Annotated in this window: 16 protein-coding genes; all 16 read right to left on the bottom strand. The window is 47.9% G+C overall.

The genetic code is table 11. The annotated features are described in order from the left end of the window. Positions 1–30: 30 nt before the first annotated feature. The 16 genes from ADU22_RS10870 to rimP all read right to left on the bottom strand — a co-directional run bounded on the left by ADU22_RS10870 (position 31) and on the right by rimP (position 14,993). The gene (locus tag ADU22_RS10870) at positions 31–630 is read right to left on the bottom strand and encodes a dipicolinate synthase subunit B (protein WP_053362170.1); all 600 of its coding nucleotides are present in this window, start codon (positions 628–630) and stop codon (positions 31–33) included. A 3-nt stretch (positions 631–633) separates the two neighbouring features. Next, positions 634–1,530, bottom strand: coding sequence for a dipicolinic acid synthetase subunit A (gene dpaA / locus ADU22_RS10865; protein ID WP_053362169.1), 897 nt, complete (start codon positions 1,528–1,530; stop codon positions 634–636). Positions 1,531–1,683: 153 nt separating this feature from the next. After that, on the bottom strand, positions 1,684–1,926 hold the full coding sequence (locus ADU22_RS10860) for a YlmC/YmxH family sporulation protein (protein WP_053362168.1): 243 nt from the start codon (positions 1,924–1,926) through the stop codon (positions 1,684–1,686). Between the two features lie 377 nt (positions 1,927–2,303). Then, entirely contained in the window at positions 2,304–3,539 is a 1,236-nt protein-coding gene (locus ADU22_RS10855) for a M16 family metallopeptidase (RefSeq protein WP_053362167.1), read from the bottom strand. A gap of 109 nt (positions 3,540–3,648) precedes the next feature. After that, entirely contained in the window at positions 3,649–4,599 is a 951-nt protein-coding gene (locus ADU22_RS10850; RefSeq protein WP_053362166.1) for a polysaccharide deacetylase family protein, read from the bottom strand. Positions 4,600–4,734: 135 nt separating this feature from the next. After that, entirely contained in the window at positions 4,735–6,852 is a 2,118-nt protein-coding gene (pnp, locus tag ADU22_RS10845; protein WP_053362165.1) for a polyribonucleotide nucleotidyltransferase, read from the bottom strand. 301 nt (positions 6,853–7,153) lie between these two features. Next, the gene (rpsO, locus tag ADU22_RS10840) at positions 7,154–7,423 is read right to left on the bottom strand and encodes a 30S ribosomal protein S15 (RefSeq protein WP_053362164.1); all 270 of its coding nucleotides are present in this window, start codon (positions 7,421–7,423) and stop codon (positions 7,154–7,156) included. 123 nt (positions 7,424–7,546) lie between these two features. Continuing rightward, complete coding sequence (gene ribF / locus ADU22_RS10835) at positions 7,547–8,497, bottom strand: bifunctional riboflavin kinase/FAD synthetase (protein ID WP_053362163.1); 951 nt, start codon at positions 8,495–8,497, stop codon at positions 7,547–7,549. A 40-nt stretch (positions 8,498–8,537) separates the two neighbouring features. After that, positions 8,538–9,452 (bottom strand): tRNA pseudouridine(55) synthase TruB, encoded by a 915-nt coding sequence (gene truB, locus ADU22_RS10830; protein WP_053362162.1) that lies wholly within the window; start codon positions 9,450–9,452, stop codon positions 8,538–8,540. A 74-nt stretch (positions 9,453–9,526) separates the two neighbouring features. Further along, positions 9,527–9,898 carry a 30S ribosome-binding factor RbfA gene (gene rbfA / locus ADU22_RS10825; RefSeq protein WP_046522132.1) on the bottom strand — a complete coding sequence of 124 codons (372 nt, stop codon included), beginning with the start codon at positions 9,896–9,898 and terminating at the stop codon, positions 9,527–9,529. Positions 9,899–9,917: 19 nt separating this feature from the next. Next, positions 9,918–10,199, bottom strand: a complete 282-nt coding sequence (locus tag ADU22_RS10820) for a DUF503 domain-containing protein (RefSeq protein WP_082252827.1) — start codon at positions 10,197–10,199, stop codon at positions 9,918–9,920. Next, positions 10,199–12,712, bottom strand: coding sequence for a translation initiation factor IF-2 (gene infB / locus ADU22_RS10815; RefSeq protein WP_053362161.1), 2,514 nt, complete (start codon positions 12,710–12,712; stop codon positions 10,199–10,201). Before infB ends, ADU22_RS10820 begins: the two co-directional genes overlap by 1 nt. A gap of 19 nt (positions 12,713–12,731) precedes the next feature. Beyond that, on the bottom strand, positions 12,732–13,031 hold the full coding sequence (locus ADU22_RS10810; protein ID WP_420912369.1) for a YlxQ family RNA-binding protein: 300 nt from the start codon (positions 13,029–13,031) through the stop codon (positions 12,732–12,734). Then, complete coding sequence (gene rnpM / locus ADU22_RS10805; protein WP_053362160.1) at positions 13,031–13,312, bottom strand: RNase P modulator RnpM; 282 nt, start codon at positions 13,310–13,312, stop codon at positions 13,031–13,033. The genes ADU22_RS10810 and rnpM overlap by 1 nt, the downstream gene beginning before the upstream one ends. Positions 13,313–13,331: 19 nt before the next feature. Then, positions 13,332–14,450 carry a transcription termination factor NusA gene (gene nusA, locus ADU22_RS10800; RefSeq protein WP_053362159.1) on the bottom strand — a complete coding sequence of 373 codons (1,119 nt, stop codon included), beginning with the start codon at positions 14,448–14,450 and terminating at the stop codon, positions 13,332–13,334. 75 nt (positions 14,451–14,525) lie between these two features. Next, positions 14,526–14,993, bottom strand: coding sequence for a ribosome maturation factor RimP (rimP, locus tag ADU22_RS10795; protein ID WP_053362158.1), 468 nt, complete (start codon positions 14,991–14,993; stop codon positions 14,526–14,528). Positions 14,994–15,200 lie beyond the last annotated feature (207 nt).

Genomic DNA, 15,200 nt, shown 5'->3' with positions numbered 1-15,200 from the left:
AGGATTTTATTCTATTAACGTGGAAAAGAGTTATTCTTTGTCGAGGAATCTTTCCACAATGACCGGCTGAAGCTGGCGGCCGTTCATCGCAGCTAAAATCGTATCCCTCGTCATTCCCATTCTTGCCACCATTGAATTGGGTTTATTTTCAGGATCATCCTGGCCGAATGGAATAAAATAAACATGCTTTGTAGCCATCAGCCTCATGAGGTTTACACCATTCAATCCGAGTGCATCATTTGTGGAAATGCCCAGGACGACAGGCTTTTGGTTCCTCAGCGTGGCTTTTGCGGCCATCAGAACCGGCGAATCATTCATCGCGTTGGCAAACTTGCTCATGGAGACTCCCGTCATAGGGGAAATGACCATGCAGTCGAGCGGCTGTTTCGGTCCGAGCGGCTCAGCTTTCACGATTGAATTAATGACGTTATTGCCTGTCAACTCTTCAATTCGCTTCACCCAGTCTTCGCCGTTGCCGAACCTTGTATCAGTAGATTGGACCGTATAGGAAACGACCGGGACCACTTCTGCTCCCTCTTTAACCAGCTTTTCGATTTCAGGAAATACAGCATCGTAGGTACAATGGGAACCCGTCAGCCCAAAACCGATTCTTTTTCCTTTTAAGCTCATGTTTTAGTCTCCCTTCCTGTTATTGATATCTTCATCAAGCAGTTGGACGAGGACATTTGCAAGAATTTGCCCGGCGGTCTTAGGTGCAACAATTCCCGGCAGGCCGGGAGCCAGCAGTGCCTTGATACCCCTTTTCTCGGCATAGCGGAAATCAGTACCGCCCGGCTTGGAAGCCAGGTCAATGATAAGGGTATGGGCTGGCATTTTTGAAATCACCGATGCTGTCACAATCTGGGTCGGGATCGTATTAATACAGATATCGATGTCCTTCACTTCGGCCGCCAGATCATTAAGGTGGAAAGGAGCAAGCCCCATTTCTGTAATCCGCGCTAAATGCTCGCTTTTCCTTGCTCCGACCTTTACCTTTGCTCCCAGGGCATGGAATGTCCGGGCTACACTCACTCCCACCCTCCCAAGGCCCAGGACGGCCACACGGGAACCATGAATGGTAAAATCGGTATGCTGAATCACCATCATGATCGTTCCTTCGACTGTTGGAATCGAATTGTAGATGGCCACATCATCCCGTTCAAACAATTGAACAAGCTTCTTGTTCGCTTCCTTGGTAATACCGTCCAGATATGAATTGCTGATTCCCGAGTAAATGACTGCATGGGAAGGCAGAGTATCCAGCATTTCTTTTGTCAGCACCACCTTCTCGCTTGAAAAGACCGTTTCAACCTGGCCTTCAAGATTGGTGCCGGGTACTGGCAATATAAGTGCATCCTGCACTGAGAAATCTATTTCAGAAATTTTTTCTTTTGATGCTCCTGTAAAAGCGTGATCCAATTGCTCAAAGCCTATCAGTGACAGTTTGGCATCGAGCTCGGTCAGCTTCCGGATAATCTCCAGCTGCCTGGCATCACCGCCAATCACAGCGATCTGCATTCCTGTCAGCATGAGAATAATCACCTTCTTTTTATTAGTACAACAGGATATTGAACTACTTCCACATCATATGTTACAGACGCCCGCAGTGTGAGTTTTCCTGATAAAAATGGTCGGAGGAGAGGGGTATAAGGAAAATAAAAAAAAGCCGGCACAGGCGCCAGCCTAATCTTCTTCCGGTATGTCGATAATCACCATGTCAGCCCCAATTTTTTTGATATGCCGCCATGGCACCCGCATTTCCCCGCCCTGCCTTTTAAGGCCAAACCATTTCAGCGAAGGAATGACCAGAGCTTCCACCTGCCCGGTCCGTTCATTGATCTCCAGGTCCGTCTGTCCCAGCACGCCAAGGCGCTCTGCTTTTTTGACATCGACAATTTCCTTGCCGCCCAATTCGCTAAGCCGCATTCCTGCCCCTCCTTTCGGTGTCCCATTACACTATATGTATTAGAAGGCAGGATTAGAGTAGCTCAAAGAAAAAAACCTGTCACAGAGTGACAGGTTTTTTTCTTGAAAACTAAGCATGAACTTCAACAATTGGATAGATGTCCAGCTCCAGCGCCTAGCCAGTTTTCATCCTTGAATAGCTTCCGTGAGTATCTTGCGATAAGCGGAGCTTTGAGCAGCTCGAGGTCATAAGCCACTCCAGAATTGAAGGCAAAGAACGCCTTCTATTCTGGAGCGTCTTATGCTGGTCGGGGCTGAGCACTAAGGGAAAGCTTCCTAGAATAAGCATCACAGGAACAATCCGCTTTTAGATTGTTCCGAAGGCGCTTCCGCTTTTCTTATATTCCTTTTGGCAGATTGCCATCGGGACTGATGAGCGCAATTGAATATCGATCGGTAAAGATTTTATTGGCCAGTCCGTCAACGCTTAGCTTTGAAACCTCGTCAATCTGCTGGACAATTTCATCAAGTGAACGATGGCGTCCAAGCATCAGCTCATTTTTGCCATTCCGGCTCATGCGGCTGTTCGTGCTTTCCAGGCTGAGCATCAGGCTGCCCTTCAGCTGCTCCTTGCTGTTGTTCAGTTCCTTATCGGTGATTCCCTCCTGACGCAGCTTGGCAAGGGTCTCCTGGACCGTTTCAAACAGCACATCAAGCTGCTTGGCCCCGGTGCCGCCATAAATGGTGACTACACCGCTGTCCTTGTAGGCGGAGTGATAGGAAAAAACGGAATATGCGAGACCCCGCTGCTCCCTGACATCCTGGAACAAACGGCTGCTCATGCTGCCTCCAAGGACATTGTTAAGGACAATCAGGCTGTAGATATCTTCATGTCCAATTTTCAGGCCTTCGAAGCCGATGCAAAGGTGCGCTTGTTCTGTCTCCTTTTTGCGGGAAACCTGGTTGGCATGGAAAGATGGAGCGTGGTACTCGATACCTTCTTCTCCTGCTTCATAGGAGCCAAACAGCTTTTCAACATTGGAAATAAACGCTTCCGGCACATTGCCCGCTACTGAAATGACCACATTTCCCGGAGTATACGTGTTATGCATATATTCGTTTAACGTATCGCTGGTAAACGTATTCAATGTTTCCTCCGTACCGAGGATCGGATAACCGAGAGAATGGTCATTGTAAATGGCTTTGCTAAGCAAATCATGAACGATATCATCAGGTGTGTCTTCATACATCTTGATTTCTTCATAAACGACATTCTTTTCCTTATTCAATTCACCTGTTTCAAATGTCGAGTTGAAAAACATATCTGCAAGCACTTCCAGCGCAAACTGAGAGTGGTTATCGAGAACCTTTGCGTAATAGCAGGTATATTCTTTTGATGTAAAGGCATTAACCTGTCCGCCAATACTGTCAAAAGACTCTGCGATTTCTTTTGCCGACCTGGTTTTTGTTCCCTTGAAGAACATATGCTCCAGGAAGTGGGATATCCCATTATTCTCTGGTGTTTCATTCCGTGATCCCGTGCCAATCCATACACCAATGGCAACCGACCGGACAGTGGGAATTTGTTCAAGTACGATTCGTACTCCATTTTGGCATGTATATTTCTTAATCAAATAAATTCCTCCTCTGGAAAAGAGCTGCAAAATAACTATACCTGCAATATCTTAGTATATTTCATTTTTGTTACTTTTTCCAAATTTACGGTTTTATTTCATATTTCTATCAATTTTTCAAAATTCGCTTTTCACTCAGCATTTCCGTAACCGTGCCAATTTCAAGGTTTCTGGCTTTAATTTCAGTGATCAGTCGGTCCAGGGCCTTGGCTGTCGAGTCAGTAGGGTGCATGAGAATCATCGCTCCATTGTGGAGTTTTCCGTTAACCCGCGATATTAATACCTCTGGTGATGGTTTTTGCCAGTCGATTGTATCTACGCTCCACATTACCGTACCAAGTCTATGGGCAGCTGCAATTTTGACAACCTCCTCTTTATAGGAGCCGCTCGGCGGAGCAAACCATTTGGGCATCTTTCCAGTTGTTGCTTCGATCACGTCATTTGTCTTCGCAATTTCCTCATTAATTTTAGCAGGGGAGAGACTCTTCATATCCGGGTGGGTGAAAGAATGGTTGCCAACATCGTGGCCGGCGTCGGCGATCATTTTGGCAAGGTCCGGATTGTTCTTGACCCATCTTCCCTCAAGGAAAAAATCAGCCTTTACATGATGTCTTTTTAATATGGCTAGCATATCGGAAAGATACTCATTTCCCCAGGCCACATTGATAATGAAGCTGACCATCGGCTTTTCAGGGTGGCCCTTGTAAATGGCAGCCGGGGGCAAATCGGAGAGGTGGACCTTTGGGCTGACCTCTTCAAAAACAAGCAGCTCGCGTGAAAATTCACCATCCTTTTTCATCTTGCTGTATGACTTCGCGACATCGACCTTCAAGCCATTATAGCCAGGAATAGCTTTCCATACCGGATCGATTTTTGCATCTTCCGGCTTTACTTCGTATTGGGGCGCTTTTGTTTCTATTTCCCTATAAAGCGGATTCTCATGCACAGATACCGCTGCAGAATTGGTTTTTAAATGCGACAGGTACTTATGGGTAAAAGAATTGCTTGCCAAAAACCACGCGCCGATGAGGAACGCGGTGAGTAAAATGAATTTTTTCATATGTTCATGCCCTCCCTTAGTAACAAAATATGTACCGGGAGGACAAGGTAGAACAATGCAGCTTTTTTTAATCCAATGTATCCTCTTATAAAATTAAACAAGCCGGGAATACACCCGGCTTGAACAAACTTACCTTTATTTATTTTGCTCTTCTTTTTCGCGCTGCTCTTTTAAAATCGCCTTGCGGCTTAGGTTGACGCGTCCCTGGCGGTCGATTTCGGTTACTTTGACCAAAAGCTCGTCGCCAATCTTGACTACGTCTTCCACTTTGCCTACGCGTTCTTCAGCCAACTCGGAAATATGGACAAGTCCGTCCTTGCCATTGAAGATTTCAACGAAGGCGCCGAATTTTTCAATACGTTTTACCTTCCCAAGATAGGTCTGGCCCACTTCAACCTCACGGACAATATCTTCGATGATCTTTTTGGCCTTTTGATTCATCTCGGCATCAACTGAAGCGATAAAGACGGTTCCATCCTGTTCAATATCGATTTTAACGCCTGTTTCTTCGATGATCTTATTGATTTGCTTACCGCTTGGCCCAATAACATCACGGATTTTATCCGGATTGATCGTCATGGTCAGAATCTTAGGAGCATACTTGGAAAGCTGCTCACGCGGCTCTGCGATGGTTGCAAGCATGGATTCAAGAATCTGCATGCGCCCTTTCTTCGCCTGCTGAAGAGCTTCTTCCAAAATCTCGCGGGAAAGGCCTTCAATCTTGATGTCCATTTGCAGGGCAGTAACACCTTTCGCTGTACCTGCCACTTTAAAGTCCATATCGCCAAGATGGTCTTCCATCCCCTGGATATCGGTCAGAATTGTATAATGATCACCGGACTTCACTAGACCCATTGCAATTCCGGCAACCGGTGCCTTAAGAGGCACACCTGCATCCATCATTGCCAGGGTGCTGGCACAGATACTCGCCTGGGAAGTGGAACCATTGGATTCAAGCACTTCAGAAACTAGGCGGATGGTATAAGGAAATTCCTTTTCGGAAGGAATGACGACTTCAAGAGCACGTTCACCCAATGCACCGTGTCCAATTTCGCGGCGGCCAGGTCCGCGGATCGGTCCTGTTTCCCCGACGCTGAACAGCGGGAAGTTGTAATGGTGCATGAAACGCTTTTCCTCTTCCAGTCCAAGACCGTCAAGGATCTGAACATCTCCCATGGCGCCAAGCGTACAGATGCTCAATGCCTGGGTTTGTCCCCTTGTAAACAATCCGGAGCCGTGCGTGCGCGGCAGAAGGCCGACTTCAGAGGACAGCGGGCGGATTTCCTCGGCACCGCGGCCATCAGGACGGACCTTTTCTTCCGTAATCAAACGGCGCACTTCACCTTTGACAATTTTATCAAGAATCTGCTTGACCTGTTTCAGGTCAGACTCTTCACTCTCTTCTTCTTCGTACTTGGCAACGACGCGGTTTTTAACTTCCTTAATGGCATCTTCGCGTGCATGCTTTTCCTTTACCTGGATTGCGGATATCATGTCCTGCTCACACAGTTCACGAATTTCCGCTTCGAGATCTTTATCCAGCTCGTATAATTGGATTTCCATTTTTTCTTTGCCGACTTTGGCAGCGATTTCTTCCTGGAATGCGATCAAACGCTTGATCTCGTCATGTCCAAACATGATCGCTTCAAGCATGACTTCCTCTGGCACTTCCTCCGCACCGGCTTCCACCATGTTAATGGCATCCTTTGTGCCGGCAACCGTCAGATGCATATCGCTCTTTTCCGTTTCTTCGACAGTGGGATTGATAATGAATTTGCCGTCGACCCGGCCGACGATCACACCTGCAATCGGGCCTCCAAACGGAATGTCCGATACGGACAGCGCCAAGGAAGACCCCAGCATGGCAGCCATTTCCGAAGGACAATCCTGATCCACACTCATGACAATGGAGATGACCTGGACATCATTTCGGAATCCGTCTGCAAATAGCGGGCGGATTGGACGGTCGATCAAGCGGCTGGCAAGAATGGCCTTTTCACTTGGGCGCCCTTCCCTTTTGATAAACCCTCCAGGGATTTTCCCAACAGCATATAGACGCTCTTCATAGTTGACAGTCAGCGGGAAAAAATCCAGATTCTTTGGTTCTTTTGATGCCGTAGCTGTGCTGAGTACGGCTGTATCGCCATACCTCACGAGGACCGCGCCGTTCGCCTGCTTTGCCAGCTGGCCGATTTCAACACTTAGTTTACGGCCGGCCCAGTCAATTGAAAACTCTTGTTTTTCCTGTTCCATTTATTAAGCCCCTCTCTTACCTAAATCCTATTGGCAGCCAATCAAATATCCTTTTCAGCTGCAAGCATTCTGTATAGCATCAGTATTAAAACTGTCCTATTCAAACTTTACCTGTCTCAAAAAAATTAAAACATCGTTTGCCTCGGGGGCCATCCAGCCTGTCCCGAGGAAATGCCTCATTATTTATTATGTACCGAAAAAACCATCTCTAATAAGCAATAAAGGTTATGTAAGTAATTTTATACTTAATTTAGTTTATTACACAATAAAAAAGCGGGAAAAAATCCCGCTTTTGTAAAAATTATCGACGCAAACCAAGCCTGTTGATTAGTTCACGGTAACGTGAAACGTCTTTGTTGCGAAGGTAAGTCAAAAGGTTACGACGCTTACCTACCATTTTTAGAAGACCGCGACGAGAGTGGTGGTCTTTCTTGTGAACGCGCAAGTGCTCGTTCAATGTGTTGATTTCTTCAGTCAGGACAGCGATTTGAACTTCTGGAGATCCAGTGTCATTTTCATGAACTTTGAACTCGCTGATCAGTTCGTTTTTACGTTCTTTAGTGATTGCCATCCGGGTTCACCTCCTATAATATATCCCCTGTTACCGAGCAAGCGTCGGTGACTCGACTTGCCAAGCAAAGGTTCATTTTTGGTACGTCTTTTAGAATACAACTTTTCGCGGTAAAAAGCAAGTCTAGCGAAGAGAATTTTCAAAGTAGCTTTTGGCTTCCTCCTTATCCTTGCCGATTTGTTCCACAAGCTGGTCAATGCCTGCGAATTTTCTTTCGGATCGGATGCGGAGGTGCCACTCGACCATCACCTGTTCCCCATAGATGTCCTCATTGAAATCGAAAATATAGACCTCAACGCTTGGCCTGCTGGCTTTCTCATCCTTGAACGTCGGCTTGTAGCCAAGATTGCAGACCCCTTTATGCCAATTGCCCTTAACCTTGATCCTAACGGCATATACACCAATTGGCGGCAGGATGTAGTCACCATATACGTCCACATTGGCGGTTGGAAAGCCGATGGTGCGCCCTCGCTTATCTCCGTGGACCACCGTGCCGAAAGTGGTATACCAGCGGCCTAGATGGCCGGGAATCTTGTCCATTTCTCCTGCCTTGAGGTGGGTGCGGATTGCTGTGGAGCTGATTTTTTCCCCGCTGGAGGAAAGTTTTGGAACGACCGTATAATCAAACTGGCCCCTGGAATGGAACTGGATGGTTTCCATTGTCCCTTTTCCCATTTTGCCGTATGTAAAGTCAAAACCTGCAACCGCCTGTTTCGCATTCAAGCCAATCACATAGCCGTCAATGAATTCCTGCGGGAGCAGTCCCGCAAACTCATGAGTAAAATGGACAATAAAAAGGTAATCGACACCTAGCTGTTCGATAATCGCAACCTTTTCCTCGAGCGGGGTAATGTATTCGAGATGCTTGATGCTCTTGCCCAGGACCACGGATGGATGGGGGTCGAACGTCATTACCGCACTTTTGAGGCCATTTTCTTCTGCCGTTTCGATGGCGGACTTAATGACTTCCTGATGTCCAAGGTGGACGCCGTCAAAATAGCCCATCGCCAAAGCCAGCGGCGGGAAATCTTCTCTTTTATATGAATGAGGATGGTTCAGTTTAATCAATTCCATGATGCTCACCTTTTCCGACAAAGCCTGTATAAACAGCGTTTTACTCATTCCGTAGGACTTTATCCGGCTTAAGCAGGCCTGGTTTGCGCGGGTGCTTGCGGTAAATGGCCAAAACGGTCCCATTTGCCAAACCTACAGCAATTGGCCCGTCTTCGGCAGCCAGTTCTTCAGGAATATCCAATAAAGCGCCATTTTTCACTTTCCCTGCTACTTTATCACTTATTTGATATTTGGGCAAATAGGAAATCCCGTCCTCAAGGGGCCTGAGCGCCTGCTGAATTTCACCTTTCCCCATCAATTCCTCGACTTCCTCGAATGTCAGGCAGTCCTCAAGCTCCATGCCTGCTGACTGTATCCTTTGAAGCCATGACATATGCGCCGGATAACCGAGCTGCTCCCCAATCATCACCGCCAGCGTCCTGATATAGGTTCCTTTGCTGCAGGCGACCCGGAAGCGGAACGAAATGTTCTTTCCCGTGAAAACTTGCCGGTCATCAAGCAGTTCAATCCTGTAGATGGTTACGTTCCTTGTCGGGCGCTCCACTTCAATTCCCTGGCGCGCATATTCATAGAGCCTTTTGCCTGCTACCTTGACGGCAGAAAACATCGGCGGAGTCTGTTGAATTTCTCCTGTAAGGCTTTCAAGCACTTTCAGGATTTCCTCCCGGGAAAAATCCCGGTCAACATCCTTCGCCTCTATTGTTTCCCCCGATGAGTCCTCCGTCGTTGTTGAGAAGCCAAGCGTCACTTCCCCTTCGTATGCCTTTCCGGCGTCTGTTATGTATTCCGCAACCTTTGTCGCCCTGCCGATACAGATTGGCAAGACACCGGTCACGTCCGGGTCGAGCGTCCCTGTATGGCCAATCCTCTTCATTTTTAAAATCTTGCGCAGCCGGAATACACAATCATGGGACGTCATTCCCGCTGGCTTGTATAATGGCAGAATGCCTTCCAACTCGTTCACCTTCCTGTCGCATGGGTTCAGAACTTTTACACTGAAAAAAATGGATAGACATAATGTCTATCCATCTATTCCTTATCCTGATTTTCACTTTCCTTATCTTCATTCTGGACCTGATGAAGCAGCGTTTCAATCCGGTTGCCGTAATCGATCGACTGGTCGAACTCGAAGGTAATCTCCGGTGTTTTCCGGAGTCGGATCCGCTGCCCGATTTCCGTGCGGATAAACCCTTTCGCCTTTGCTAGCGCCTTTAGGGTATTTTCCTTCTGCACGTCATCGCCCAAAACGGAGATAAACACTTTTGCCTGCTGGAGATCTCCTGTCACTTCGACATCCGTTACCGTGACGAACCCGATGCGCGGGTCCTTGATCTTGCGCCCGATAATATCGCCAAGTTCTTTTTTCATTTGTTCTCCAACACGATTGACTCTATGGGCCATGTTTGATCACCTCGTCCTCTTAAAGCCACTCTATTTCTGTAATGGTTCGTTCAATCTCTGGAAACGAATCAATCATCTTAAGGGCGTTCTGCAACTCCCTCTCGGTTGCCTGCCTTGCAGCGGAAACCGCCACAATGGCGATTTTTGTCCGCTGCCAGACATCCTGGTAATCGACCTCTGAAACGGAAACATTGTACCTTTGTTTCAGTCTTGCAATGATGCGCTGCAGGACAGCCCGCTTTTCTTTTAAGGAATGGGCGTCATAAATGATACACTCGCAGGCAGCGAGCCCTACAATCATTAACGTTCCACTTCTTCCATGATATATGCTTCAATTACATCGCCTTCTTTAAGATCATTGAAGTTTTTGATTGTAATTCCGCACTCATATCCCTGGCTGACTTCTTTCGCATCATCTTTGAAACGCTTCAGGGCATCGACTTCCCCTTCAAAAATCACGATGCCGTCGCGGATCAGGCGGACGCCGCTGTCACGGGTGATTTTCCCATCTGTGACATATGAACCTGCAATGGTACCAATTTTTGATACTTTGAAGGTCTGGCGGACTTCAGCCTGCCCAATGACTTTTTCCTGGTAAACAGGGTCAAGCATTCCTTTCATCGCTGACTCAATTTCTTCAATGACCTTGTAGATGATCCTGTGAAGACGGATATCCACTTCTTCTGATTCTGCCGCACGTTTCGCATTCGTGTCAGGACGGACGTTGAATCCGATGACAATGGCGTTGGAGGCAGCCGCAAGGGTAATATCGGACTCATTGATGGCGCCAGCGCCAGTATGGATGATCCTCACATTGACTCCTTCAACATCCAGTTTCTGAAGGGCTGCAGCGACAGCCTCCACTGAACCTTGAACGTCGGCCTTAACAATAAGGTTTAAGTCTTTCATTTCCCCTTGTTTCAAATGTTCAAACAGGTTATCGAGACTGATTCTTGCTTTCTCGCTGCGCTGTGCCTGGACAGCCTGGCTTGAACGTGCTTCCCCAATTTGGCGTGCTGTCTTTTCATCCTCAAACACGACAAAGCGGTCTCCGGCAAGCGGTACGTCATTCAATCCAGTAATTTCTACCGGTGTGGACGGTCCTGCTTCCTTTACCCTGCGGCCAAGATCGTTAACCATAGCACGCACACGCCCGAATGTATTTCCGACCACAATCGGGTCTCCGACCTTCAGCGTTCCGTTTTGGACTAAAAGCGTTGCAACAGAACCGCGGCCTTTATCCAATTGAGCTTCAATGACGGTACCAACCGCCGGGCGGTCAGGATTGGCTTTATACTCTTCCACTTCGCTGACAAGCAGTATCATTTCGAGCAGGCTGTCAATTCCTTCCCCCTTCAAGGCGGAGATTGGAACGAAGATGGTGTCGCCGCCCCAAGCTTCCGGAACAAGTCCGTGCTCAGTGAGTTCCTGCATAACACGGTCAGGATTGGCCGACTCTTTATCCATCTTGTTTATTGCCACAATGATAGGCACTTCTGCTGCTTTCGCATGGTTAATCGCTTCAACCGTCTGCGGCATGACACCGTCATCAGCTGCAACTACCAGGATGGTAATATCAGTGATCTTCGCACCACGTGCACGCATGGTGGTGAATGCAGCGTGGCCTGGTGTATCAAGGAACGTGATTTTCTTGCCGTTTTCGACTACCTGGTAGGCCCCGATATGCTGAGTGATCCCGCCGGCTTCCCCTGCCGTCACCTTAGTGTGGCGAATGGCATCAAGCGTAGACGTTTTTCCGTGGTCAACATGACCCATAATCGTTACAACTGGCGGACGCTCGCTCAACTTCTCATCTTCGTCAATTGTAAAATAGACTTCAAGGTCGGTTGTATCAACTAGGACCTCTTCCTCGACTTCAACACCGTAATCCGCACAAATCAATTCAATTGCGTCTTTATCAAGATCCTGGTTGATGGTTGCCATCACGCCAAGCATAAACAGCTTTTTGATAAGCTCGGATGGTTCCCTGTGAAGCTTTTTAGCAAGCTCGCCAACTGTCAGTGATTCGCTGAACGTAATTTTGGCTGGAAGTTCTCTTTCTTTTTTAATTTGTGGCTGGGTTGCGTGGGATTGATTTTGTTTACCACGGTTGTTATTCTGCCGGGATTTATTGTTGTTGCGATTATTGTTGCGGTTGTTCCCGGGCTTGCCGCCTTGGCCCCCTGATCGTTGCTGACCCTGGCCGCCTGAGCGCTGCTGGCCTTGGCCTGAACGCTGCTGACCCTGGCCGCTTGGGCGCTGCTGTTGGCCTTGACCCGATGGGCGTTGCTGACCTTGTCCTGATTGTCTCTGCTGGCCCTGGCCTGCCGATCTCTGCTGGCCCTGACCGCTTGGACGCTGCTGGCCCTGGCCGCTTGGACGCTGCTGGCCCTGGCCGCTTGGACGCTGTTGACCCTGGCCTGATGGGCGTTGTTGGCCTTGACCGCCTGAGCGCTGTTGGCCTTGGCCGCTTGGACGCTGTTGGCCCTGGCCGCTTGGGCGCTGTTGACCCTGGCCGCTTGGGCGCTGTTGGCCCTGGCCGCTTGGGCGCTGTTGGCCCTGGCCGCTTGGGCGCTGCTGGCCCTGGCCGCTTGGGCGCTGCTGGCCTGAATTTTGGCTGCTCTGTGTTCTCTGCTGCTGTGGTTGTTTGTCGTTCCCCTTATTATAAATGGCGTCTAGTCTCCTTACAGTTTCACTTTCCATTGCTGTCATATGGTTTGAAACTTCTATGTTCATTTCTTTTAATTTTGTAATTACATCTTTACTTGATACATTATGCTTTTTGGCATATTCGTACACTCGTGTTTTGCTCATATTTTCACCCCCGCTAGAATTAATCGAGCAACGTCAACAGTTTCCTGGCAAACCCATCATCCAATAGGGCTACTACCACACGGGCGTCTTTGCCGATTGACTGGCCGAGCTTGTACCGGTCATCGACCAACTTGTATGGAACCTTATAGGAATTACACTTATCTGTAATCTTCTTATGAGTATTGGCAGATGCATCCTTGGACAATAAAACGAGTTTTGCCCTGCCGCTACGGATTTCTTTTACGGCCAGTTCTTCACCTGAAATGATTTTACGTGCTCGATTGGCTAAGCCAAGCAATGACATCCACTGATCATTCATCAGATTGGTCGTTTCTCCTTTTCGATAAGGTCAAGAAGCTCATCGTAAATCGATTCTTCTACATCTGCCTCCAAATGTTTTGGAAGAATGCCTTTTTTCTTTGCCAGGAGGACCGCTTCCTTTTCCTTGGAAAGATAAGCGCCGCGGCCTGATTTCTTGCCGGTAGGGTCGATGGACACTTCACCTTCTTTAGAGCGAACGACACGAATGAGCTCCTTTTTTGGCCTCATTTCGCCAGTTGCAACACATTTTCGCATCGGAATTTTTTTTCGGCTGTTCATGCTCATCTACCTCTTCCCTTTAATCCTGGTCTTCTTCAAAGAAATTTTCTTCTTCTTCGTATCCATTCAAAAGCCCGCCATCTTCGCGAGGATAAATCCCTGCTTCACGAGCGTCTGTTTCCGACTTGATATCAATTTTCCACCCGGTAAGCTTGGCAGCAAGCCTTGCATTCTGCCCGCGCTTGCCAATGGCAAGGGATAACTGATAGTCGGGTACGATGACGGTTGTCGCTTTTTCCTCTTCATTCACGATCACATCAAGCACCTTCGAGGGGCTTAAGGCATTGGCAACAAAGATGACCGGATCGTCGGACCATTTCACGATATCGATCTTTTCACCTTTCAGCTCGTTGACCACTGCCTGGACCCTTGTTCCTTTAGGGCCGACGCAGGAACCAACCGGGTCCACTTCAGCGTTGTCGGAATGAACGGAGATCTTGGAACGGTCCCCTGCTTCGCGGGCAACAGACTTGATTTCGACTGTACCGTCGTAAATTTCAGGAACTTCAATTTCGAACAATCTTTTTAAAAGTCCAGGGTGCGTTCTGGAAACGAAGATTTGTGGACCTTTGGTGGTCTTTTCAACCTTGGTAATGAAGACCTTGATCCGGTCATGAGGCTTGTAGCTCTMATTTGGCATTTGCTCGTTCACAGGCAAAATCGCCTCGATTTTACCCAGGCTGACATAAATAAACTTGGCATCCAGTCTTTGGACGATACCAGTCATAATGTCTTCCTCACGATCAATAAATTCGGAGTAAATAATGCCGCGTTCCGCTTCACGCACCCGCTGGGTAACCACCTGCTTCGCTGTCTGGGCGGCTATCCTGCCAAAGTCCTTTGGTGTAACTTCGAGTTCGACTACATCCTCAACCGCATAGTTGGGATTCAGGCGCTGGGCATCTTCAAGGGAAATCTCCAGGCGGGGATCAAATACTTCCTCGACCACTTCTTTTCTTGCAAAAACCCGCATGGAACCATTTGCAAGATTCAAGTCGATGCGGACGTTTTGAGCCTGGTTAAAATTACGCCGGTATGCTGAGACTAACGCTGCTTCAATCGCTTCAATCAAAACATCCCTTGATATGCCTTTCTCCTTTTCAAGCACTGTCAGAGCATCCAACAATTCACTGCTCATGAGATTTAAATCCCCCTTCAATTATCTATCATTAGTTCTAATAAGGCTAAGGCTGTTCCTTCTGCCGGCAGGTTATCAGAATGTGACCGCCAAACGGGCGCTGGCAATTTTGGTGTATGGAATGGCAATTTCCTTTTTGCGGGTTTTAATCTTAATCTCGACTTTCACCGTTTCACCGTCAAATGCAGTCAAAAGCCCTTCAAAGGTTTTCTCGTCATCAATAGGTTCATATGTTTTGATAAATACGTTTTTCCCGATTGCCTTGTGAAAATCCTTTTCCTTTTTCAGCGGACGCTCGGCTCCAGGCGAGGAAACCTCCAGGAAGTAGTTATGCGGGATCGGATCGATGGCATCAAGCTTCTCGCTCAGCCGCTCGCTGACCAAACCACATTCTTCAATGTCGACACCGTTATCTTTGTCAATGTACACGCGAAGGAACCAGTTCTTGCCTTCCTTCACATATTCTATATCAACCAATTCCAGTCCGAGATCCGTCACAATCGGCGTCACAAGGCCCTCGATCGTCTCTATCACTTTGCTCACTTTTATCCCTCCTTTTGTGGAATGGGTGCTTTCTCCGGTATTCAAATTCCTCCGAAAAGGGCATAACAAACACGAAAGAGTGGGTTTCCCCACTCTTGTCTGCCAGAGTTATCCTTAGTATTTCCAATAAAAATATAACATAACCAGAATTTTAATGCAAATAAGGAAAGGCGGAGGGGCCTGGGCAGCCCCGACAGGCGCTGGAGG

Source organism: Bacillus sp. FJAT-27251 (assembly GCF_001273925.1).
Classification (GTDB): Bacteria; Bacillota; Bacilli; order Bacillales; family Cytobacillaceae; genus Mesobacillus_B.
The sequence above is the reverse complement of the archived record's forward strand: the minus strand, read 5'-3'. Positions and strand labels throughout refer to the sequence as shown.